The organism is Citrobacter sp. RHB25-C09, from assembly GCF_013836145.1.
In the GTDB taxonomy this organism is placed as follows: domain Bacteria; phylum Pseudomonadota; class Gammaproteobacteria; order Enterobacterales; family Enterobacteriaceae; genus Citrobacter_A.
Map to the genome: position 1 here is coordinate 3,496,574 of NZ_CP057483.1, position 22,899 is coordinate 3,519,472.

Sequence of the window (22,899 nt, forward strand, 5' to 3'; positions counted from 1 at the left end):
AATATCATACTTTAAATCATTTAAAATACTATTATTACCATTTTCTTAAATTGAGGAAGGATATTAAATATTTGTTGATAATAATATTGAAAGAATTATTTTAAGAATAAATGATTTCATTTCGAATAAAATTCAGAAAATAAATATTCCATCCATAAAAAAACCTCCCGCAGTAAAACTGGCGGGAGGTTTTTTTATAAGGTGAAACCATCAACCTTCATGCAGTCCGCATTCGCGTTTCAGACCAAAGAAGCGGGTTTCTTCTTCAGCCATGCCCGGCTCCCATTTACGCGTGGTATGCGTGTCCCCCACGGAGAGATAGCCCTGGTCCCAAAGAGGATGGTACTTCAGTCCGTGTTTTTGCAGATATTGATACACCGTGCGGTTGTCCCAGTCGATGATTGGAAGCACCTTAAAGACCCCACGCTGTATCGCCAGCACCGGCAAATGCGCGCGGCTGCCGGACTGCTCTCGACGTAATCCCGCGAACCAGGTTTGCGCGTTAAGCTCTTTAAGCGCCCGGTTCATTGGCTCGACTTTATTGATGTCGTTGTATTTCTCAATTCCCTCAACGCCCAGCTCCCACAGCTTACCGTAGCGCGCTTCCTGCCATGCGGCACTTTCGGTTGCACGGTAAACCTTCAGGTTTAGTTTGAGCTTATCCGTTAACTCGTCGATAAACTGGTAGGTTTCCGGGAACAGGTAGCCGGTATCAGTGAGGATAACCGGAATATCCGGACGGATCTGGTTTACCAGATGCAGGCTCACCGCCGCCTGAATACCAAAACTGGAGGAGAGCACGTAATTGCCGGGCAGGTTCTCCAGCGCCCACGCCACACGGCCTTCGGCATCCAGTTTATCCAGTTGCGTATTGGTTTCTGCCAGCGCCATGACGCGTTCAACCTTCGGCAGATCGTTCAGTGCATTTAGATCGAGTACGGACATAATTACCTCACGTTTTGCCTGATGGCGCTACGCTTATCAGGCCTACGAAAACGATGCGCCACCGGACAAAGGGGATGTTACTCCCAGAAATCCCGTGCGGGATCGAGCACCGGGCGAATAATGCCCGCACGCACTGTAAAGTCGCCGAAGCCTTCACCCGCTTCGCGCTCTTTCGCCCAGCGCCCAATCAGTTCATCCAGCGAGGCCAGAATTTCTGGTTCGGTGATGTTCTCTTTAAACATACGTGGAATACGCGTACCGATGCGGTTACCGCCCAGATGCAGGTTGTAACGCCCCGGCGCTTTACCCACCAGGCCCACTTCCGCCAGCATCGCGCGGCCGCAGCCGTTCGGACAGCCCGTCACGCGCATCACAATATGTTCTTCGCTTACGCCATGTTTCGCCATCAGCGCATCAATATTGTCGATAAACGTCGGCAGGAAGCGCTCTGCTTCCGCCATCGCCAGCGGACAGGTCGGGAATGACACGCAGGCCATCGAGTTCTCACGCTGCGGCGTCACGGCGTTCATCAGGCCGCTTTTCCGCGCAATCTTCTCAATCTTCGCCTTATCGCTTTCCGGTACGCCAGCAATGATCAGGTTCTGGTTAGCGGTAATACGGAACTCGCCTTTATGGATTTTCGAAATCTCCAGCAAACCCGTCTTCAGCGGGCGCCCCGGGTAATCCAGGATGCGACCGTTTTCGATAAACAGCGTCAGATGCCATTTATTGTCGATACCTTTCACCCAGCCGATGCGATCGCCGCGTCCAGTGAATTCATATGGCCGGATCGGCTCAAACTTGATGCCCGCGCGACGTTCAACCTCTTCTTTAAATGTTTCAAGTCCCACGCGTTCCAGCGTGTATTTGGTTTTCGCGTTTTTGCGGTCGGTACGGTTACCCCAGTCGCGCTGGGTAGTGACCACCGCTTCCGCAACGGCCAGCGTATGCTCCAGCGGCAGATAGCCGAATTCGCTGGCGGTACGGGCATAGGTTTTTTTATTGCCATGTTCGATGGACAGACCGCCGCCCACCAGCAGGTTAAAACCGACCAGCTTGCCGTTTTCCGCAATCGCCACAAAGTTCATGTCGTTAGCGTGGAGGTCGATATCGTTCTGCGGCGGGATGACTACCGTCGTTTTAAACTTACGCGGCAGATAGGTCTGGCCGAGGATCGGTTCTTCGTCAGTGGTGGCGACCTTTTCCTGATCGAGCCAAATCTCCGCATAGGCGCGAGTACGCGGCAGCAGATGCTCGGAGATCTTCTTCGCCCACTCGTAAGCCTCGGCGTGCAGCTCGGACTCATACGGGTTCGAGGTACATAGCACGTTACGGTTCATGTCGTTAGCGGTCGCGAGGGCATCCAGCCCGACCGAGTGCAGCATCTGATGAACCGGTTTCACGTTTTTCTTCAGAATGCCGTGGAACTGGAAAGTCTGACGGTTGGTCAGACGGATGCTGCCATAAATCGTGTTGTCATGAGCAAACTTATCGATCGCCTGCCACTGTTTGGTGGTGATAACGCCTCCAGGCAGACGGCAGCGCAGCAGCATCGCGTGACGCGGCTCCAGCTTTTGCTCTGCGCGTTCGGCGCGAATATCGCGGTCATCCTGCTGATACATACCGTGAAAACGGATCAGCAGGAAGTTGTCTCCCGTAAAGCCGCCGGTAAGAGGATCATTGAGATCTTCAGCAATCGTGCCACGCAGATAGTTGCTTTCCAGCTTCATGCGCTCGGCGTCTGTCAGTTTACCTTCGACCACCAGGGGCCCTGGATGTTTTTCGCTCATTAGTAGACATCTCGCTGATAACGGCGCTCAACGCGCAGCTCACTTAAAAATTCATCCGCCGCTTCGGCATCCATACCACCGAATTCGGCAATCACTTCCAGCAGTGCCTGCTCAACGTCTTTCGCCATGCGATTGGCGTCGCCGCAGACATAAATGTGGGCACCGTCATTGATCCAGCGCCACAGCTCTGCGCCCTGTTCGCGCAGTTTGTCTTGTACGTAGATTTTTTCTTTTTGATCGCGGGACCAGGCAAGATCGATACGGTTCAGCACGCCCTCTTTGACGTAGCGCTGCCATTCCACCTGGTAAAGGAAATCTTCAGTGAAGTGCGGGTTGCCAAAGAATAACCAGTTTTTACCCGGCGCTTCATCGGCGGCACGCTGCTGCATAAATGCGCGGAACGGTGCGATACCCGTCCCCGGACCAATCATGATCACGGGTGTTTCTGGGTTCGCTGGCAGACGGAAGTTGTCGTTATGCTCAATGAACACGCGCACTTCCCCATCTTCTTCAACACGATCGGCCAGGAAGCTGGAGGCGCCCCCTGCACGCGCGCGCCCTTCCACCTCATAGCGCACCGCACCCACGGTGATGTGTACTTCACTCTCCACTTCAGCCTGTGACGATGCAATAGAGTAAAGGCGTGGCGTTAACGGACGCAGCAGGTTAATCAGAGCTTGCGCATCCAACTGTGCTGGCGAGAAACGCAGCATGTCGACGATTGGCGTGGTGGTTGCGTAGTGCTGCAACTTTGCCTTATCGCCCACCAGCGGCAGGAGAGAGTCGCTGCGGGTTAAGGTGGCATAGTTCTCAACAATATTGGCGGTGTTGACCGTTAGCTCGAAGTGCCACTGCAGTGCTTCGTCCAGAGGGAGCACTTTCCCGTCCACGGTAACCGGCTCATCGCCTTTTAACCAGGCCAGTTCGACAATCTCTTTCACCAGTGCCGGGTCGTTTTGATACCAGACACCCAGAGCATCGCCAGGCTGATAGCGCAGACCAGAAGCGCCGAGATCGATTTCAATATGGCGGACATCTTTCTCAGAATCACGACCGGTTATCTTTTGATTGACCGACAGCGCGGCGCTGAGCGGCGCTTCTTTGGTATACGGGCTGGTATGAATTTCATTAACGGCTCCGCTGGCGACCGCCTGAGAAGGTGCAGCAACCGGCGCTCTTGATTTTAAAACGTCAACAACGCGAGCTCGCCACTCGGCAGCAGCGGCCTGGTACTCTACATCGGCATCAACGCGATCCAGCAGGCGCTCACCGCCGAGCTCAGACAGTTTACCGTCGATGTCTTTGCCAGACTGGCAGAAAAACTCATACGACGTATCACCAAGGCCAAAAACCGCAAAGGCAGTATTTTCCAGTTTTGGCGCTTTTTTGGAGAACAGAAACTTATGCAACGCGACGGCTTCTTCCGGCGGTTCACCTTCTCCCTGCGTGGAGGTGACGACAATAAGCAATTTTTCATTGGCGATCTGTTTGAATTTGTAATCGCCTGCGTTCACCAGCGTGACGCTAAGCTGTGCCGCCAGCAGATCATCACGTAAGGCTTCCGCCACACGACGGGCGTTGCCGGTTTGTGAGGCAGAAATCAGCGTAATGCCCGGCATTGCAGCCACAGGGGCAGGGGTCGTAACGGACGCTCCCGGCTGCTGGTTAAGCACACCCCAGAAATAGCCAGAAACCCACGCCAGTTGCGTAGGAGTGAGATCGGTGGTGGCCGCCTGAAGGCGAGCCAGCTGCTCCGGGTTCAGCGGAAGCAAAGCGGAAGGTGGGGCCTGTGTCGTCATGCGTCGTTATGTTCCAGTAAGCAAAGCGGATTTAAGCGATATAATCCAAACTGAGAGTAAGGTTAACGGCGGTGATAATAACAATTAAAGAAGGGTTGGAAATAACAAATAACTAAATGGACTAACCTGTTTTAGCTATAGTTATTAACAGCAAAAACGATTATATAACCCACTGAAATATAAGAAGGAATCCTCCATCAGGTTAGTGAATCACCCAAACTCCAGCAGAAAGCCGTTTTAGTTAATGCTAAAAAATGGACTTTCCGGTACCCTACGGCGGTTTTTGCCTTACTGAGAAATGATGATGACCACCACCCTGTTTAAAGATTTCACCTTCGAAGCCGCACACCGTCTGCCCCATGTTCCTGAAGGGCATAAATGCGGTCGCCTGCATGGACACTCTTTTATGGTACGCCTTGAGGTTACTGGTGAAGTCGATCCCCATACGGGCTGGATTATCGATTTCGCTGAGCTGAAAGCCGCGTTTAAACCGACCTATGACAGACTTGATCATTACTATCTGAACGATATTCCGGGTTTATCCAACCCGACCAGCGAAGTACTGGCGAAGTGGATTTGGGATCAGATGAAACCACAGGTGCCACTGCTGAGTGCGGTCATGGTGAAAGAGACGTGTACGGCGGGCTGTGTTTATCGCGGCGAGTGATTCTTGAAGTGTGCCGGATGGCGCGCGCTGCGTCTTATCCGGCCTACGGCTGACCGCATCCAGGCCGGGCAAGCGAAGCGCACCCGGCAAAATGTATCAGGCTATATTCAAATACTTGTGCGTCTGCATCGACAAGCGCCAGTTGCGGGCAATGCAGGTTTCAATGCACAGGCGGGTCGCATCGTCTTTTTGACTGATAGGCTGGAGTGCAATAACGCGCTGCTTTTCATCCGTCAGCGTCGCCAACAGTTCATCCAGCGCTTCGATGTCACGCACGCGCCCCACCGGATGTTTGATTTCATCAGCACGTTCAAGTGCCTGCGAAAGAATGTCGTAACCCCCACGCATATTCACTTTTGGTGATACCGTAACCCACGTTGAGTGGGAGCAGCGCACTTCATGGGTGCCGCTGGTTTCAATCTGACAGCTAAAGCCATTTTTTTCGAGCAGTTCGGTGAGCGGCATCAGATCGTGAATGCAGGGTTCTCCGCCGGTGATCACCACATGGCGAGCCGTCCAGCCCTGACGACTAATGATGGCAAGCAGATCTTCTGCACTGCCCGCTCCCCATTTGTCGCTCTCTTTGGTCTTCGCCAGAATACTGAACAAGGAGACTTCCCGATCCGCAAGCTTATCCCAGGTATGTTTGGTATCGCACCAGGCACAGCCAACCGGGCATCCCTGTAAACGAATAAAAATGGCGGGAACACCGGTAAAGTAACCCTCACCTTGCAGGGTCTGGAACATCTCGTTAATCGGGTACTGCATAGCGTTCTCTATAAAGGGGATAATAGATAAGTATCGCAGATTTCACCCGCCCGGTCATGCGCAGCGGCTGCGCTATACGCCAGACATAAAAAAACCCGCCGAAGCGGGTTTTTTATTAAGTGATAAAGAACAGGATTACGCCTGGCCTTTGATCTCTTTACGGCCGTTGTACGGTGCTTTTTCGCCCAGCGCTTCTTCGATACGAATCAGCTGGTTGTATTTAGCAACACGGTCAGAACGGCTCATAGAACCAGTTTTGATCTGGCCAGCAGCGGTACCCACAGCCAGGTCAGCGATGGTAGCGTCTTCAGTTTCGCCAGAACGGTGAGAGATAACGGCAGTGTAGCCAGCGTCTTTCGCCATCTTGATTGCAGCCAGAGTTTCGGTCAGAGAACCGATCTGGTTGAATTTGATCAGGATGGAGTTAACGATGCCTTTCTCGATACCTTCTTTCAGGATCTTGGTGTTGGTTACGAACAGATCGTCACCAACCAGCTGGATTTTGTCGCCCAGTACTTTGGTCTGGTATGCGAAACCATCCCAGTCAGACTCGTCCAGACCGTCTTCGATGGAAACGATCGGGTACTGTTTGGTCAGGTCTTCCAGGAAGTGAGTGAATTCTTCAGAGGTGAATGCTTTGTTGCCTTCGCCAGCCAGAACGTATTTACCGTCTTTGTAGAATTCAGAAGCTGCACAGTCCATCGCCAGAGTGATGTCTTTGCCCAGCTCGTAGCCCGCTGCTTTAACCGCTTCAGCGATGACAGCCAGTGCTTCAGCGTTGGAACCCAGGTTCGGCGCATAGCCGCCTTCGTCACCAACAGCAGTGTTCATACCTTTAGCTTTCAGAACTTTAGCCAGGTTGTGGAACACTTCAGAACCCATACGTACCGCTTCTTTCAGGGTTTTCGCGCCAACTGGCTGAATCATGAATTCCTGAATATCAACGTTGTTGTCTGCGTGCTCACCACCGTTGATGATGTTCATCATCGGAACCGGCATGGAGTATTTGCCCGGAGTACCGTTCAGTTCAGCGATGTGCTCAAACAGTGGCATACCTTTAGCAGCCGCTGCTGCTTTGGCGTTTGCCAGAGAAACGGCCAGGATTGCGTTCGCACCGAAGTTTGATTTGTTTTCAGTACCGTCCAGATCGATCATGATCTTGTCGATGCCAGCCTGATCTTTGGCGTCTTTGCCAAGGATTGCCTGAGCAATAGGACCGTTAACAGCGCCAACCGCTTTCAGTACGCCTTTGCCCATGAAACGGGATTTGTCGCCATCGCGCAGTTCCAGCGCTTCGCGGGAACCAGTAGAAGCCCCTGACGGCGCAGCTGCCATACCGACGAAACCACCTTCCAGGTGTACTTCGGCTTCAACAGTCGGGTTACCACGAGAGTCGATGATTTCACGACCGATGACTTTAACGATTTTGGACATTAGATTTTCCTCAGTACAAGTTAAACTAAAACTCCAGACAAACAACGCGTACCAAGGGTACGCGTTGCCGTTCTAACTTTTTTTACTTCGCCTGACGCTTCTGATATTCGCTGGCGGCTTTAACAAAGCCGGCAAACAGCGGATGCCCATCACGCGGCGTTGAAGTAAATTCCGGGTGGAATTGGCAGGCCACGAACCACGGATGATTCGGCACCTCAATGATCTCAACTAACTGATCGTCCCCGGAACGGCCCGCTACGCGCAGACCCGCAGCTTCAATTTGTTTCAACAACATGTTGTTGACTTCATAGCGGTGACGATGGCGCTCGGTGATAACCGGCTGGCCGTACAGCTTGCGAACCAGGCTATCGTCGGACAGCTGGCAGGCCTGTGCGCCAAGACGCATAGTGCCACCCAGATCGCTCTTCTCTGTACGGACTTCGACGTTACCGTCTTCATCGCGCCATTCAGTGATAAGCGCCACTACAGGGTACTTACAGTCTGGCACAAATTCCGTAGAGTTCGCGTTTTCCATTCCCGCTACGTTGCGCGCAAATTCAATCAGCGCAACCTGCATACCCAGGCAGATGCCGAGGTATGGAATATTATTCTCACGCGCATAGCGTGCAGTGGCGATCTTGCCTTCAACACCACGGTAGCCGAAGCCGCCAGGGATGAGGATAGCATCCAGATCTTTCAGAATTTCAACGCCGCGCGTTTCAACATCCTGCGAATCAATCAGCTTGATGTTAACGGAGACGCGATTCTTCAGACCACCGTGCTTCAGCGCTTCGATAACTGACTTATAGGCATCCGGCAGTTCAATGTACTTGCCGACCATACCGATAGTCACTTCTCCTGACGGATTGGCTTGCTCGTAAATCACCTGTTCCCATTCTGACAGGTTAGCTTCCGGACAGTTCAAGCTGAATCGTTTACAAATATAATCGTCCAGCCCCTGTGATTTCAACAGGCCCGGGATTTTATAAATAGAATCGACATCTTTCATTGAAATAACGGCTTTTTCAGGCACGTTACAGAATAATGCAATTTTTGCACGTTCGTTCGCAGGGATCGCGCGATCGGAACGGCAAACCAGGATGTCAGGCTGGATACCAATAGAGAGCAGCTCTTTAACGGAGTGCTGAGTCGGTTTGGTTTTCACTTCACCCGCTGCGGCCATGTACGGCACCAGCGTCAGGTGCATGAACAGCGCGTGTTCCCGACCAATATCTACCGCCAGTTGCCGAATCGCTTCAAGGAACGGCAGAGATTCGATATCCCCGACCGTACCGCCGATTTCAACCAGCACAACGTCATGACCTTCGCCACCGGCAAGGACACGTTCTTTAATGGCGTTAGTGATATGCGGAATAACCTGAACGGTTGCGCCCAGGTAGTCGCCACGGCGTTCTTTACGCAGAACGTCAGAGTAGATACGACCCGTAGTGAAGTTGTTGCGGCGCGTCATTTTGGTGCGAATGAAACGCTCGTAGTGGCCAAGATCCAGATCGGTTTCAGCGCCGTCTTCAGTAACGAACACTTCCCCGTGTTGGGTTGGGCTCATGGTGCCAGGATCGACGTTAATGTACGGATCCAGTTTCATCATGGTCACATTGAGGCCACGGGCTTCAAGAATGGCTGCGAGGGAGGCTGCGGCAATGCCTTTTCCCAGAGAGGATACGACCCCGCCGGTCACAAAAATATAGTTCGTTGTCATGCTGAACCTGAGAAGTTAGGGTGAAACGATGGAATAACCAGGACGGGAAAGTAGTATACCCGAACATGACCTACGCCACAAACTTTCATTATCCCCTCTCCTTCGTTCTTCAAGCCGCACCGGTGTTGGCTTCCTTCACTCACCTCAGTCACATAGCATTTCTATGATCCTGAGGATTCTTTCAGTCGCCGCCTTGTTGCGACTCGAATAACTCGAAGAAGCAGTATACAAGGTGATTCATCAACATAACGGGGAGAGAAAATAGCCCCTTTTGGCTAAATGTTTTTGACGCAAATCAAGCGCTTGTTATTTAAAAAATCGCACAAAACGCCCTTTAACGATCAATTCCCTTAGAGATCAATTTCCTGCCGTTTTACCTCTTGCCAGACTTCTTCCATGGTTTCGAGGTCAACTCCCGTCATTTCCAGGCCTCGCGCGGTAACAATCCGTTCGACTTCGCGAAAACGACGCTCGAATTTTTCGTTCGCTTTTTGCAGGGCGATTTCTGCTTTCGTTCCCAGATGACGTGCCATATTCACCGTGGCAAAGAGCAGGTCACCCATTTCCTCCTCCAGTTTAGCCTGGTCGACAACCACCTGCCGGGCCTCATACATGACCTCATCAATCTCTTCGTAAACTTTATCGACGACCGGTCCCAGCGTCGTCCAGTCAAAACCAACGTTTGAACAGCGCTTCTGAATTTTCTGCGCCCGCATCAGCGCAGGTAAGTTACGTGGGATGTCATCCAGAGCAGAATGCTGTGCCTTTTGCGCTCTTTCTTCGGTTTTGATTTGCTCCCAGCGGGCCAGCACTTCGCAGCTGTTGCTGGCACTACTCTCTGCAAAAACATGTGGATGCCGGCGCTCCAGCTTATCGCTGATAGCCTCACATATGTCGTTGAAGTCGAAACGTCCTTCTTCCTGGGCCATTTGCGCGTAAAACACCACCTGGAACAACAGATCGCCCAGTTCACCGCGCAGATCGTCAAAATCCTCGCGAGCAATCGCATCGAGCACTTCGTAGGTTTCTTCAAGGGTGTAAGGAGCGATAGTGGCAAAGGTCTGTTCTTTGTCCCACGGGCAGCCGCTTTCCGGGTCCCGCAGGCGCTGCATAATGTTAAGCAGGCGGTCAATTTGAGTCATTACAATGTCCTGAAATCTTCAATTTTGTTGGCCGGATAAGGCCTAAGCCGCCATCCGGCACTTTTGCCCGATGGCGATGCGCTTATCGGGCCTACCCGGCTGCATATTGATTAACTGCCGTGCAGACGACGGGCGTCAATCACATCCGGCACCTGATTCAACTTGCTGAGCACGCGTCCCAGCACCTGTAGATTGTAGATTTCGATAGTCATATCGATGGTCGCCAGTTGCTGTTTGGTGTCGCTGCGACTGGCAACGCCAAGCACGTTGACCTTCTCGTTTGCCAGGATGGTGGTGATATCACGCAGTAAACCGCTGCGATCGTTGGCCTGCACGCGTACCACCAGCGAGTAGCCTGCGGAATAGCTTTCCCCCCATACCGCATCCACAATACGTTCCGGCGCATGCGCACGCAGTTCCACTAACTGTTCGCAGTCCGCCCGGTGAACGGAGATCCCTCGCCCCTGAGTGATAAAGCCAACAATTTCATCACCGGGAATCGGCTGGCAGCAGCGGGCAATGTGGTGCATCAGGTTGCCGACCCCTTCGACCACCACGCGTCCGTCATCTTTACGCCGGTTCTGCGGCGCATACGTTTTCTGCTGAAGCTGTTTCAACGCCGCTGCGTCTTGTTCCGCCGCGCTCGGTTTATTGAACTGCGATTGCAGGAAATTCACCATCTGATTCAAACGGATATCGCCGCCGCCAATCGCCGCGAGCAGTTCTTCCATCTCGTTAAAGTTATAACGCGGCAGTAGCTGTTTTTCCGCTTCCTTCAGGCTGATACCTAAATGCGACAGTTCGTCGTCCAGGATTTGCCGTCCGGCAAGGATGTTTTTATCCCTGTCCTGCTTACGGAACCAGGCGTGAATTTTCGAGCGACCACGACTGGTCGTGACATAGCCCAGGTTCGGGTTCAGCCAGTCACGACTGGGGTTCGGCTGCTTCTGGGTGATAATTTCGATCTGATCGCCCATCTGTAATTGATAGGTGAAAGGCACAATGCGACCGCCGATTTTCGCCCCGATGCAGCGATGCCCCACATCACTGTGGATGTGATAGGCGAAGTCGAGCGGCGTCGAGCCTGCCGGCAGGTCTACTACATCCCCTTTCGGGGTAAAGACGTAGACTCGGTCATCGAAGACCTGACTGCGCACTTCGTCAAGCATTTCGCCCGAGTCCGCCATTTCTTCCTGCCACGCGATCAATTTACGCAGCCAGGCAATGCGATCCTCGTGACCTGAACGTGCCCCACCCGCCGCCGCGCCCTCTTTATATTTCCAGTGCGCAGCCACGCCCAGCTCGGCGTCCTCGTGCATCTGACGGGTACGGATCTGGATTTCCACAGTTTTACCGCCCGGCCCTAAAACCACGGTATGGATCGACTGATAGCCGTTCGGTTTTGGGTTAGCGACATAATCATCAAACTCATCCGGCAGATGGCGATAGTGCGTATGCACAATCCCCAGCGCGGCATAGCAGTCCTGCAAGCGCTCAGCCACGATACGCACGGCGCGCACATCAAACAGCTCATCAAAAGCCAGATGCTTTTTCTGCATTTTGCGCCAGATGCTGTAGATGTGTTTTGGACGACCATACACTTCGGCCTTCACGCCTTCGGTTTTCATTTCAGCACGCAGATGGCCGACAAATTCATCAATGTAATGTTCACGATCGATGCGCCGTTCATGCAGCAGTTTGGCGATGCGCTTATATTCCGCGGGGTGCAGATAGCGGAAGCAGTAATCTTCCAGCTCCCATTTCAGTTGCCCAATGCCCAGTCGGTTGGCCAGTGGCGCGTAGATATTGGTGCACTCTTTGGCCGCCAGTACGCGTTCGTCTTCCGGCGCATCTTTTACTTCACGCAGATGGGCAATTCGTTCCGCGAGCTTGATCACCACGCAGCGGAAATCATCGACCATTGCCAGCAACATGCGGCGAACGTTATCGACCTGCTCCGAAGAGACGGCGTCGGTGTGCGTGGCTTTCAGTTGACGAATCGCCGCCATATCACGCACACCGTGAATCAGGCTAACGATTGAGTTGCCCACGTTCTCACGCAGGATATCTTCACTAACGACGTTGGCATCCGCCAGAGGGAACAGCAGCGCCGCCCGCAGCGTATCAATATCCATACTCAGCGTAGAGAGAATTTCCGCCATCTCTACGCCACGCCACAGCAGCAGTTCCGCATCCGGATGCCCCTGGGTCTGTTGCAGGCAATACGCCCAGGTTTCGGCTAAGCGCTCACACGACTGTTGGCTGGAGATCCCAAGACTTGCGATCCATTTCTTCGGATCAAATTCACCAGCTTTATTTAGATGTGCACTTCTTACCGCAACCATCGTTCTCTCCTTCGTAGAAACAAGCCTGTCGAAGTCGACAAGCCGGAAGATTTTACTCGCACGTGAACAACACCATCGATTCAAGGTGCCCGGTGTGCGGGAACATGTCGAGCATAGCCAGCCGCTGAATGTTGTAGCCTGCGCGCAACAGCGCTTCGCTATCCCTCGCCAGGGTAGCAGGGTTACAGGATACATAAACAACGCGAGCAGGCTGTAGTTTAATAATATGTTGCATTACGCCAGCAGCACCTGCTCGGGCAGGGTCGAGCAGGACTTTATTAAAGCCATTCGCCGCCCACGGTTGTCTGGTGACATCCTCATCAAGATTCTCGTGAAAAAATGTCACATTGTGTAATTCATTTTGCTGCGCGTTTTCACGCCCTTTCTCGACCAGCGCAGGCACGCCCTCTACGCCGACGACGCTTGCTGCTCGCCTCGCCAACGGCAGCGTGAAGTTTCCCATGCCGCAAAACAGATCCAACACCCGATCACCGGCCTGTACATCTAACCATTCCAACGCGCGCGCGACCATTTTATGGTTTACACCTTCATTCACCTGAATAAAGTCGCGCGGGCTGAAGTTTAAGCGTAGTCCGTCTGATTCATACCAGGGCGTCTGACCAGATACCGCTTCCAGTATCTCGCTTTGCGGAGCCAGAAACAGAGCCAGTCCCTCCGAATGCGAAAAGCGTTCCAGTTTTTCCCGGTCTTGCGCACTTATTGCCACTGTATGGCGCAGAATCATCAGTATTCCGCTGCCCGCCTGCACCAGTTCAACATGTCCGAGGTGGCGGGCACCCTGCAAGTTATTAAGGCATGCCCTAACAGAGGGCAGCAATGCTTCAAGTTGGGGCACCAAAATGGGGCAATGCCTGATATCCACAATGTCACTGGAAGCCGCTTTGCGAAACCCCATCTGCAACTGCTCAGTTTTGGGTTGATAGTTAAGACTCAGGCGCGCACGACGCCGGTAGCCCCACGGCGCATCAGCGATAACCTCGGACACCTCATTTTTCATTAAACGCGACAGCGCGGCACTTTTACTGCGCTGTTGAAGGTCGATGCTGGCATGCTGCTGTTGACAGCCGCCGCAGACCCCAAAGTGCGGACAGCGCGGGGGAACGCGATCCGGACTATCATTCAAACGACGCTTTATTTGCGCACGGGCATACTGTTTTTTGTCTTCTGTCACGATCACTTCCGCCGTCTCTTGCGGTAGTAATCCCTGAATAAACAGTGCCTTCCCGTTATGCCGAGCGACGCCCTGACCAAATGAATCGAGGTCATTGCAGGTAACGGTTATGATCTGGCGCGTCGTCACGCGCCGTTTTGCAGAGTAGAATTGCGCCATCGACGAGATTAATCTCAATTTAACAGTGTGACCCTGATTGTCCCATAACGGAACTCCATGACCAACTACAGCCTGCGCGCTCGCATGATGATTCTGATCCTGGCACCGACCGTTCTCATCGGTCTGCTGTTGAGTCTCTTCTTTGTCGTGCACCGGTATCACGACCTGCAGCGTCAACTGGAGGATGCCGGCGCCAGTATTATTGAGCCTCTCGCGGTTTCCACCGAGTATGGTATGACGCTGCAAAATCGCGAATCCATTGGCCCGCTCATCAGCGTTCTGCATCGACGGCACTCGGATATCGTGCGAGGGATTTCGGTTTACGATGCAAACAACCACCTGTTTGTGACGTCCAATTACGAACTTAAACCGTCCATAATGCAGCTTCCCGCAGGTTCGCCTTTGCCGCGTCGGCTAAGTGTGACACGCAATGGAGACACGTTAATTCTGCGAACGCCGATCGTCTCGGAGGCGTATTCACCGGATGAGTCTTCCAAATCCGAAGCCAAAAACTCACAAAACATGTTGGGTTATGTGGCGCTGGAACTTGATCTCAAGTCGGTCCGTTTGCAGCAGTATAAAGAAATCTTCATTTCTACGGTGATGATGTTGTTTTGTATCGGCATAGCGCTCATTTTTGGCTGGCGTTTAATGCGCGACGTGACCGGGCCGATCCGCAACATGGTGAATACGGTGGACCGCATTCGACGAGGACAGCTCGACAGTCGCGTGGAAGGTTTTATGCTGGGTGAGCTCGATATACTGAAAAATGGCATTAATTCCATGGCAATGTCGCTCGCCGCCTACCACGAAGAGATGCAGCACAACATTGACCAGGCCACTTCTGACCTGCGAGAAACGCTTGAGCAGATGGAGATCCAGAACGTTGAGCTGGATCTTGCTAAAAAACGCGCTCAGGAAGCGGCGCGGATTAAGTCGGAATTTTTGGCCAACATGTCACATGAGCTGCGAACGCCGCTCAATGGCGTGATTGGTTTTACGCGCCTGACGCTTAAAACCGAGCTCAACAACACCCAGCGCGATCACCTGAATACCATTGAGCGTTCAGCGAATAATCTGCTGGCCATCATCAATGACGTGCTTGATTTCTCGAAACTGGAAGCAGGAAAACTGATCCTCGAAAGTATTCCTTTCGCGCTGCGTAATACGCTGGATGAGGTGGTCACGCTGCTGGCGCACTCCTCTCATGATAAAGGCCTTGAGCTGACGCTGAACATCAAAAATGATGTGCCGGATAATGTGATTGGCGACCCGCTGCGCTTACAGCAGGTAATTACCAATCTGGTGGGTAACGCGATTAAATTCACCGAAAACGGCAATATCGATATTCTGGTGGAGAAGCGTTCGATCAGTAACACCAAAGTGCAGATCGAAGTCCAAATTCGCGATACCGGCATCGGCATCCCCGAACGCGATCAGTCGCGCCTTTTCCAGGCTTTCCGTCAGGCAGATGCCAGTATCTCTCGCCGCCACGGCGGCACGGGTCTGGGGCTGGTGATTACCCAGAAACTGGTGAATGAAATGGGCGGCGATATCTCGTTTCATAGCCAGCCGAACCGGGGTTCGACCTTCTGGTTCCATATTAATCTCGATCTGAATCCCAATGTGATCATCGATGGTCCTGCCACAGACGGGCTGGCTGGTAAGCGAATTGCGTATATTGAACCCAATGCCGCCGCCGCCCAATGTACGCTGGACATTCTCAGCGAGACGCCGCTAGATACCGTCTACAGCCCGACATTTTCAGCGCTGGTGCCTGGGCATTATGATTTTATGCTGTTGGGGGTGGCTGTGACCTTCAGGGAGCCGCTCACGATGCAGCATGAGCGACTCATACAGGCGACGAAGATGACGGATAATCTGATGCTGGCGTTACCCTGCCATGCTCAGGTTAACGCCGAGAAACTCAAGCAGGACGGCGTGGCAAGCTGTCTGTTAAAACCACTGACCTCTACGCGTCTGCTCCCGGCACTGGTTGAACTGAGCCGTCAAAGCGTAGCCGACGCCTCGTTGCCCATTGATGAAAGTAAGATCGCCATGACGGTCATGGCGGTTGATGATAATCCAGCAAACCTGAAGCTGATTGGCGCGTTGCTCAAAGATATGGTTCAACATGTTGAACTGTGTGACAGCGGGCATCAGGCGGTCGATCGCGCCAGACAAATGCAATTTGACCTGATCCTGATGGATATCCAGATGCCAGGGATGGACGGGATACGCGCATGTGAGTTGATCCATCAGCTTCCTCATCAGCAGCAGACTCCGGTGATCGCCGTGACTGCTCACGCCATGGCTGGGCAAAAAGAGAAGTTATTGAGCGCGGGAATGAATGATTACCTTGCCAAGCCTATCGAAGAGGAGAAGCTGCATAACCTGTTGTTGCGCTATAAGCCTGGAACCGGGCTTTCCACGCGTATCGCCACGGCAGAAACGGTTGAACCCGCTGTCAACCCCAACGCCACACTCGACTGGCAACTGGCGCTGCGTCAGGCTGCTGGCAAGCCCGATCTGGCAAGAGACATGCTGCAAATGCTGATCGATTTTTTGCCAGAGGTTCGCAACCGAATTGAAGAGCAACTGGTGGGGGAAAACAGTGAAGGTCTGGTGGATCTGATCCATAAACTTCACGGCAGTTGTGGATACAGCGGCGTACCGCGCATGAAGAATCTGTGTCAGCTGTTAGAAGGCCAGTTACGCAACGGGACGAAAGAAGCGGATCTGGAACCAGAGTTGCTGGAGCTGCTTGATGAAATGGATAACGTGGCGCGCGAAGCGATACGGATATTAGGGTAGCGATATTTGCCGGATGGCGGCTACGCCTTATCCGGCCTACGGTACGTTCAGGGAATACGCTGGCCAATTTTGATTGTTGCCGCCACGTTGCGCGCGGTCCTGCGTACATTCTCTGCGGCGTTTTTCAACGCGTCTTCCAAAGAGCTGACGGAATTAATCACGCTAAATATCGCATCCAGACCGTGCTCATGCACCACGCCGACATCCGGCGTCAGACTACCAGCAATGCCGATCACCGGCTTATGATAACGCTTCGCCACCTTCGCCACGCCCACCGGGACTTTGCCATGAATGGTCTGGCTATCGATTCGCCCTTCTCCGGTGATCACCAGATCGGCGTCAGCAACGCACGCATCCAGATGTAGAGCGTCAGTGACTATCTCAATGCCCCGTCGAAGTTGGGCGCCACAAAAAGCGTATAGCGCAGCCCCCATACCGCCTGCCGCACCACCGCCAGCCAGCGTTAATACTTCCACGTCCAGATCGCGAGCAATAAGATGTGCATAGTGTTCCAGCGCGGTATCTAAACGGGTAATCATCTCCGGCGTCCCCCCTTTCTGTGGACCAAAAACCGCAGATGCGCCCTCTTTACCGGTCAACGGGTTTGTGACATCACAGGCGACCTCAATGCGACAACCGGTAAGACGCGGATCCAGTTGGCTGACATCAATCTGTACCAGCGTCTCCAGCGCCGCGCCGCCCAGCGCAATGCTGTTACCCTGCGCATCAAGCAATTTTCCACCAAGCGCCTGCACCATCCCTGCGCCACCGTCATTAGTCGCACTGCCGCCCAGCCCGATGATAATGTGCTCTACGCCTGCATCCAGCGCATGACGGATCAACTCTCCGGTCCCCCAGGAGGTGGTTTTTAAAGGATTGCGAAGATGGGAAGGAACCTGCTCCAGGCCGCTCGCCGCTGCCATTTCGATAAAGGCCGAACGGGCATCGCCAGACAAACCATAAAATGCCGTCACCGGTTCCCCAAGAGGACCAGTGACATCGACCTCAACAATGCGTCCAGCCGTCGCGGCGACCATGGCTTCCACCGTTCCTTCACCGCCATCAGCAACAGGCAGCTTGACGTAATCCGCATCGGGCCAGATTTCACGAAACCCGAGCTCAATAGCGTTCGCCACTTCCAGAGCGCTCAAACTCTCCTTCCAGGAGTCCGGTGCGATCACTATTTTCATAAGCTGTCCCTGTGCATGTTGATTCCGTTAAGTATACAAACAAAAAATAACCGGCCCAGGACAGGCCGGTATGTTTTTAACGTACCATGCAGGGACGTTTGTTATCGAAGGTCCAGTTCGGGATCAGGTACTGCATTCCCATCGCGTCGTCGCGCGCGCCAAGACCGTGCTTCTGATATAGCTCGTGCGCCTTCATCACCTGATCCATATCCAGTTCTACGCCAAGGCCTGGTTTCTCCGGAACCTGAACCATGCCGCCTTTAATTTCGAACGGCGCTTTTGTCAGGCGCTGATTGCCTTCCTGCCAGATCCAGTGGGTGTCGATGGCGGTGATCTTGCCTGGCGCGGCCGCCGCCACATGGGTGAACATCGCCAGCGAAATATCGAAGTGGTTATTGGAGTGCGAACCCCATGTCAGGCCAAACTCATGACACATTTGTGCCACGCGAACGGATCCCTGCATGGTCCAGAAGTGCGGATCCGCCAGCGGAATATCCACGGATTGCAGCGACAGGGTATGTCCCATCTGTCGCCAGTCGGTGGCGATCATATTGGTCGCTGTCGGCAGGCCAGTGGCGCGACGGAATTCGGCCATCACTTCACGACCCGAGAAGCCCTGCTCCGCGCCGCACGGATCTTCGGCATAGGCCAGCGATCCTTTCAGGTATTTACCGATGTTGATCGCCTCATTCAGCGACCATGCCCCGTTCGGATCCAGCGTAACGCGCGCCTGCGGGAAGCGTTTTGCCAGCGCGACAATGGACTCCGCTTCTTCTTCCCCTGCCAGCACGCCGCCTTTCAGTTTGAAGTCATTGAAGCCATATTTTTCGTAAGCCGCTTCCGCCAGGCGAACCACCGCATCAGGCGTCATCGCCTCTTCATGACGCAGACGATACCAGTCGCATTGCTCATCCGGCTGGCTCTGATACGGCAGCGGCGTCGCTTTGCGATTGCCAACGAAGAACAGATAGCCAAGCATCTCCACTTCGCTGCGCTGCTGACCATCGCCCAGCAGAGAAGCGACATTCACCCCCAGATGTTGACCCAGCAGATCCAGCAGCGCGGCTTCAATCCCTGTGACGACATGAATAGTGGTACGCAGGTCAAAGGTTTGCAGGCCACGCCCACCGGCATCACGGTCGGCAAATTGATTGCGCACCGCGTTCAGCACATTTTTGTACTCGCCCAGCGTTTTGCCCACCACCAGCGGGATCGCCTCTTCCAGCGTCTTACGGATTTTCTCGCCGCCGGGGATTTCACCGACGCCGGTATGACCAGAATTATCTTTGATAATCACGATATTACGCGTGAAGAACGGTGCGTGTGCGCCGCTCAGGTTCATCAGCATACTGTCGTGACCCGCAACCGGGATGACCTGCATGGCGGTAACAACAGGAGTCGAAAATTGTGCGCTCATAATTAATTCCTTTTCCAAAAATCAGTGACGGCCAAAAACGGGGCGTTTACGGTCAAATGTCCAGCCGGGGATCAGGTACTGCATCGGACCTGCGTCATTTCGCGCGCCGCCGGGCAGAGTTTTGTAGGCGTCATGCGCTTTCTGCACCTGGTCCCAGTCCAGCTCAATACCCAGACCAGGTGCATCCGGAACCGCAATTTGTCCGTTTTTAATTTCCAGTGGCTCCTTCGTCAGACGGCAATCGCCCTCCTGCCAGATCCAGTGAGTATCAATGGCCGTAGGTTTGCCCGGCGCAGCGGCGCCGACATGGGTAAACATCGCCAGTGAGATATCGAAGTGGTTGTTTGAATGGCAGCCCCAGGTCAGTCCCCAGTCATCGCACAATTGGGCCACGCGAACCGCGCCAGAAAGGGTCCAGAAATGCGGGTCGGCAAGCGGAATATCGACAGCATTGAGCATCACCGCATGGCCCATTTCACGCCAGTTGGTCGCGATCATGTTGGTTGCTACCGGCAGACCGGTTGCCCGACGAAATTCCGCCATTACTTCACGACCAGAAAAGCCCTGCTCTGCACCACACGGATCTTCTGCGTAAGTGAGCACATCATTCAGACCTTTGCACAGCGAGATCGCCTCATCCAGCAGCCACGCGCCGTTAGGATCGACAGTGATACGCGCATCCGGGAAGCGTTTTTTCAGCGCCCGCGCAGTTTCAATTTCTTGCTCACCAGGCAACACGCCGCCTTTCAGTTTGAAGTCTTTGAAACCGTAGCGATCCTGCGAGGCTTCCGCCAGGCGCACCACCGCGTCGCTGTTCATTGCTTCCTGATGACGCAGATGGTACCAGGCGTGATTCCCCGGTGTGGCATCCAGATAGGGCAGATCGGTTTTTGTACGATCGCCTATATAGAACAGATAACCCAGCACGGTCACCGCATCGCGCTGCTTGCCTGGTCCTAACAACTCACAGACGGGTACATTGAGCGCTTTGCCGAGCAAATCCAGCAGGGCCGCCTCCAGCGCGGCCACCGCGTTGACGCGCAGTTCAAACGTCCACGCGCCTTTACCAAAGGTGTCAAAGTCCGCGGCCTGATTACCTTTGTGAACCTGCTGAACCACCTTGTTCAGGCGGGCCACTTCCTGGCCGAGCACCATCGGGATGGCATCGACCAGCGTCTGGTAAATCACCTCGCCCCCCGGCGCTTCGCCTACGCCGGTATTTCCGGCGTTGTCAGTAAGGACGACGATGTTGCGGGTAAACCAGGCGTTATGCGCGCCGCCAATATTGAGGAGCATACTGTCATGTCCTGCGACCGGAATGACCTTCATGTCCGTAATAACGGGACTCGATTGTGTTGTCATAAGGGTTGTCCTGCGATGGGTTTCAGTTCAACGCGTTTAATATCGCCGACCAGGACCAGATAGCTCAGTACTGCTATCAGCGCATGTACGCCGACGTAAATCAGGGCTCCATTGAAGGAGCCGGTGGTGCCGACGATATAACCAATGGCGATCGGGGTGACGATGCCGGAGATATTGCCGAACATATTGAACAGACCGCCGCTCAGGCCGCTGATCTCTTTCGGCGCGGTATCCGCCATAACGGCCCAGCCCAGCGCGCCAATGCCCTTACCAAAGAAGGCCAGCGCCATAAAACCAATGATCATCCACTCGACGTCGACATAGTTACAGAACACCATCACCATCGACAGCAGCATCCCCAGCACAATCGGTGTCTTACGCGCGATGTTCAGCGACCCGGTGCGACGCATCAGCCAGTCGGAGATGATGCCCCCCAGCACGCCGCCCGCAAATCCGCAGATGGCCGGAACCGAGGCGACAAAACCCGCTTTCAATATGGACATCCCGCGCGCCTGCACCAGGTAAACCGGGAACCAGGTAATAAAGAAGTACGTCAGGGCGTTAATGCAGTACTGACCGATATAAATTCCGACCATCATCCGTGAGCCAATCAACTGCTTGATCTGCCCCCACTTCACGTTAAAGGGAACTTTGGTTTTCGCGCCTTGCTGATCCATGTTGATCAGCGCACCACCTTCCGCGATGTACTCCAGCTCTTTCTTATTTACGCCAGGATGCTGGTTCGGTTCATGGATCACTTTCAGCCAGATAAAGCTAATCACAATCCCCAGGCCGCCCATAAAGAAGAAGACATGCGACCAGCCCACTTCATGGGTCAGCCAGCCCATGATCGGGGCGAAGATAACCGTAGCAAAGTATTGCGCAGAGTTAAAAATGGCAACTGCTGTCCCCCTCTCCTGCGCCGGGAACCAGGCTGCGACAATGCGGCTGTTGCCAGGGAAAGAAGGCGCTTCCGCTAACCCCACCAGGAAACGCAAGGTGAACAGCGCGACGATAATGCCGAAGCCGCTGAAGATATCAACGAAGCCTTGTAACAGGGTGAACATGGACCAGATGAAGATGGACCAGAAATAAACGCGTTTCGAACCAAAACGGTCCAACAGCCAGCCGCCCGGGATCTGCCCGATGACGTAGGCCCAGGAGAACGCAGAGAAAACATAACCCATCCCAACCGGATCCAGACCGATATCTTTGGCCATCTCCGAACCGGCAATCGATAAGGTGGCACGGTCGCCGTAGTTGAAAGAGGTGACGATAAACAACATCACGACTATCCAGTAGCGGGCATTCGTGCGCTTTTCCGCACTGCTCGCGGCCTGACTTAATGAACTCATTGGTGCACTCCTGAATCATGGCTTTCGCCTGTTTCATTCTGAAAAGCACAACCTGTAGGGTAATCAGAATGAGGTGTTAGAGTTTTGCAGCACTAATACGGCTACCTGCCGTTAAATGACTCACTGCCTTGACCGGAAAAGTATATGTAAGGGGGGTGTCGCTCCCTCACCGTGCATCGACACAACATTAAAGGGATGGGGGAAAGTTGTTTGGGGCATAAGCCCAAACCAGTGGAAGGTACTTCACGTTATTGGGGTTTAGTGCCGGGTGGCGGCTACGCCTTACCCGGCCTGCGGTTCGGTAGAGGAGTGATTGTCGGGCAATCTTCTATTTAAGCAGCGTCGCCCAGTGCTCAACCCACGGATTGGATTGGCTTTCTGGCTCCGGGTGTTCACCGGCATCAATCAACAGCATTTCACCCACGCGTTGAGCGCTTTGCTCCTGTAACAGGGCGTCGAACCGTTTGCCACCGCCGCAGAAATTGACGTAAGAGCTGTCGCCTAACGCAATGATGCCGTAATGAACGTCAGGCTGGTAACCCAGTTGGTCCTTAATCCCCTGGTAAAGCGGGACGATACTGTCGGGCAAATCGCCCTGTCCTGTCGTCGAGGTCACCACCAGAATGTATTTATCTTTATACTTTTCCCAGTCTGCCAATTCCGGATCTTCATAGACCGTGGCTTTGTGCCCCAGACCGGTGAGAATTGCTTCGGCCTCTTCCGCGACCAGCAGCGAGTTACCGTACATTGTGCCGACAAAGATTCCGACTTCAGCCATACGTTGCTCCATTAATGAGTGC

The 22,899-nt window shown here is 53.6% G+C and carries 16 protein-coding genes; 2 read left to right on the forward strand and 14 right to left on the reverse strand.

The genetic code is table 11. From position 1 onward, the window contains the following. Nucleotides 1–210 precede the first annotated feature (210 nt). The 3 genes from cysH to cysJ form a co-directional block, all read right to left on the reverse strand. Nucleotides 211–945, reverse strand: coding sequence for a phosphoadenosine phosphosulfate reductase (gene cysH / locus HVY19_RS16570; RefSeq protein ID WP_181681578.1), 735 nt, complete (start codon nucleotides 943–945; stop codon nucleotides 211–213). Between the two features lie 77 nt (nucleotides 946–1,022). Further along, on the reverse strand, nucleotides 1,023–2,735 hold the full coding sequence (gene cysI / locus HVY19_RS16575) for an assimilatory sulfite reductase (NADPH) hemoprotein subunit (protein WP_181681579.1): 1,713 nt from the start codon (nucleotides 2,733–2,735) through the stop codon (nucleotides 1,023–1,025). Beyond that, on the reverse strand, nucleotides 2,735–4,534 hold the full coding sequence (cysJ, locus tag HVY19_RS16580) for an NADPH-dependent assimilatory sulfite reductase flavoprotein subunit (RefSeq protein WP_181681580.1): 1,800 nt from the start codon (nucleotides 4,532–4,534) through the stop codon (nucleotides 2,735–2,737). The genes cysI and cysJ overlap by 1 nt, the downstream gene beginning before the upstream one ends. 301 nt (nucleotides 4,535–4,835) lie before the next feature. Here cysJ and queD point away from each other — a divergent pair, with 301 nt between their 5' ends. Beyond that, on the forward strand, nucleotides 4,836–5,201 hold the full coding sequence (queD, locus tag HVY19_RS16585) for a 6-carboxytetrahydropterin synthase QueD (RefSeq protein ID WP_181684309.1): 366 nt from the start codon (nucleotides 4,836–4,838) through the stop codon (nucleotides 5,199–5,201). Between the two features lie 96 nt (nucleotides 5,202–5,297). Here queD and queE read toward each other — a convergent pair whose 3' ends face one another. The 6 genes from queE to rlmD all read right to left on the reverse strand — a co-directional run bounded on the left by queE (nucleotide 5,298) and on the right by rlmD (nucleotide 13,961). Then, nucleotides 5,298–5,969 carry a 7-carboxy-7-deazaguanine synthase QueE gene (gene queE, locus HVY19_RS16590; RefSeq protein ID WP_181681581.1) on the reverse strand — a complete coding sequence of 224 codons (672 nt, stop codon included), beginning with the start codon at nucleotides 5,967–5,969 and terminating at the stop codon, nucleotides 5,298–5,300. Nucleotides 5,970–6,104: 135 nt separating this feature from the next. Continuing rightward, entirely contained in the window at nucleotides 6,105–7,403 is a 1,299-nt protein-coding gene (gene eno / locus HVY19_RS16595; protein WP_181681582.1) for a phosphopyruvate hydratase, read from the reverse strand. 82 nt (nucleotides 7,404–7,485) lie between these two features. Continuing rightward, on the reverse strand, nucleotides 7,486–9,123 hold the full coding sequence (pyrG, locus tag HVY19_RS16600) for a CTP synthase (glutamine hydrolyzing) (protein ID WP_181681583.1): 1,638 nt from the start codon (nucleotides 9,121–9,123) through the stop codon (nucleotides 7,486–7,488). A 350-nt stretch (nucleotides 9,124–9,473) separates the two neighbouring features. Then, nucleotides 9,474–10,265: a nucleoside triphosphate pyrophosphohydrolase gene (gene mazG / locus HVY19_RS16605; RefSeq protein ID WP_181681584.1), complete on the reverse strand. Its 792-nt coding sequence runs from the start codon at nucleotides 10,263–10,265 to the stop codon at nucleotides 9,474–9,476. 110 nt (nucleotides 10,266–10,375) lie between these two features. Next, nucleotides 10,376–12,610, reverse strand: coding sequence for a GTP diphosphokinase (relA, locus tag HVY19_RS16610; RefSeq protein ID WP_181681585.1), 2,235 nt, complete (start codon nucleotides 12,608–12,610; stop codon nucleotides 10,376–10,378). 52 nt (nucleotides 12,611–12,662) lie between these two features. Next, the gene (rlmD, locus tag HVY19_RS16615) at nucleotides 12,663–13,961 is read right to left on the reverse strand and encodes a 23S rRNA (uracil(1939)-C(5))-methyltransferase RlmD (RefSeq protein ID WP_181681586.1); all 1,299 of its coding nucleotides are present in this window, start codon (nucleotides 13,959–13,961) and stop codon (nucleotides 12,663–12,665) included. A gap of 57 nt (nucleotides 13,962–14,018) precedes the next feature. On the opposite strand from rlmD, the gene barA reads away from it, so the two are divergent. Next, nucleotides 14,019–16,775 (forward strand): two-component sensor histidine kinase BarA, encoded by a 2,757-nt coding sequence (gene barA, locus HVY19_RS16620; RefSeq protein WP_181681587.1) that lies wholly within the window; start codon nucleotides 14,019–14,021, stop codon nucleotides 16,773–16,775. A 47-nt stretch (nucleotides 16,776–16,822) separates the two neighbouring features. Here barA and HVY19_RS16625 read toward each other — a convergent pair whose 3' ends face one another. The 5 genes from HVY19_RS16625 to HVY19_RS16645 all read right to left on the reverse strand — a co-directional run bounded on the left by HVY19_RS16625 (nucleotide 16,823) and on the right by HVY19_RS16645 (nucleotide 22,877). Further along, nucleotides 16,823–17,965 (reverse strand): glycerate kinase, encoded by a 1,143-nt coding sequence (locus HVY19_RS16625; protein ID WP_181681588.1) that lies wholly within the window; start codon nucleotides 17,963–17,965, stop codon nucleotides 16,823–16,825. Between the two features lie 76 nt (nucleotides 17,966–18,041). Further along, nucleotides 18,042–19,382, reverse strand: a complete 1,341-nt coding sequence (gene gudD / locus HVY19_RS16630) for a glucarate dehydratase (protein WP_181681589.1) — start codon at nucleotides 19,380–19,382, stop codon at nucleotides 18,042–18,044. A gap of 21 nt (nucleotides 19,383–19,403) precedes the next feature. Continuing rightward, complete coding sequence (locus HVY19_RS16635; RefSeq protein WP_181681590.1) at nucleotides 19,404–20,744, reverse strand: enolase C-terminal domain-like protein; 1,341 nt, start codon at nucleotides 20,742–20,744, stop codon at nucleotides 19,404–19,406. Continuing rightward, a complete protein-coding gene (gene gudP / locus HVY19_RS16640) occupies nucleotides 20,741–22,099 on the reverse strand; it encodes a galactarate/glucarate/glycerate transporter GudP (protein ID WP_181681591.1) in 1,359 nt (452 codons plus the stop codon). The genes HVY19_RS16635 and gudP overlap by 4 nt, the downstream gene beginning before the upstream one ends. A 328-nt stretch (nucleotides 22,100–22,427) precedes the next feature. Continuing rightward, nucleotides 22,428–22,877 carry a flavodoxin gene (locus HVY19_RS16645; protein ID WP_181681592.1) on the reverse strand — a complete coding sequence of 150 codons (450 nt, stop codon included), beginning with the start codon at nucleotides 22,875–22,877 and terminating at the stop codon, nucleotides 22,428–22,430. Nucleotides 22,878–22,899 lie beyond the last annotated feature (22 nt).

Excerpts from the sequence above, each read along its gene's own strand:
- cysH (WP_181681578.1), bottom strand. The coding sequence starts at position 945 with ATGTCCGTACTCGATCTAAATGCACTGAACGATCTGCCGAAGGTTGAA.
- cysI (WP_181681579.1), bottom strand. The coding sequence starts at position 2,735 with ATGAGCGAAAAACATCCAGGGCCCCTGGTGGTCGAAGGTAAACTGACA.
- cysJ (WP_181681580.1), bottom strand. The coding sequence starts at position 4,534 with ATGACGACACAGGCCCCACCTTCCGCTTTGCTTCCGCTGAACCCGGAG.
- queD (WP_181684309.1), top strand. The coding sequence starts at position 4,836 with ATGATGACCACCACCCTGTTTAAAGATTTCACCTTCGAAGCCGCACAC.
- queE (WP_181681581.1), bottom strand. The coding sequence starts at position 5,969 with ATGCAGTACCCGATTAACGAGATGTTCCAGACCCTGCAAGGTGAGGGT.
- eno (WP_181681582.1), bottom strand. The coding sequence starts at position 7,403 with ATGTCCAAAATCGTTAAAGTCATCGGTCGTGAAATCATCGACTCTCGT.
- pyrG (WP_181681583.1), bottom strand. The coding sequence starts at position 9,123 with ATGACAACGAACTATATTTTTGTGACCGGCGGGGTCGTATCCTCTCTG.
- mazG (WP_181681584.1), bottom strand. The coding sequence starts at position 10,265 with ATGACTCAAATTGACCGCCTGCTTAACATTATGCAGCGCCTGCGGGAC.
- relA (WP_181681585.1), bottom strand. The coding sequence starts at position 12,610 with ATGGTTGCGGTAAGAAGTGCACATCTAAATAAAGCTGGTGAATTTGAT.
- rlmD (WP_181681586.1), bottom strand. The coding sequence starts at position 13,961 with ATGGCGCAATTCTACTCTGCAAAACGGCGCGTGACGACGCGCCAGATC.
- barA (WP_181681587.1), top strand. The coding sequence starts at position 14,019 with ATGACCAACTACAGCCTGCGCGCTCGCATGATGATTCTGATCCTGGCA.
- HVY19_RS16625 (WP_181681588.1), bottom strand. The coding sequence starts at position 17,965 with ATGAAAATAGTGATCGCACCGGACTCCTGGAAGGAGAGTTTGAGCGCT.
- gudD (WP_181681589.1), bottom strand. The coding sequence starts at position 19,382 with ATGAGCGCACAATTTTCGACTCCTGTTGTTACCGCCATGCAGGTCATC.
- HVY19_RS16635 (WP_181681590.1), bottom strand. The coding sequence starts at position 20,744 with ATGACAACACAATCGAGTCCCGTTATTACGGACATGAAGGTCATTCCG.
- gudP (WP_181681591.1), bottom strand. The coding sequence starts at position 22,099 with ATGAGTTCATTAAGTCAGGCCGCGAGCAGTGCGGAAAAGCGCACGAAT.
- HVY19_RS16645 (WP_181681592.1), bottom strand. The coding sequence starts at position 22,877 with ATGGCTGAAGTCGGAATCTTTGTCGGCACAATGTACGGTAACTCGCTG.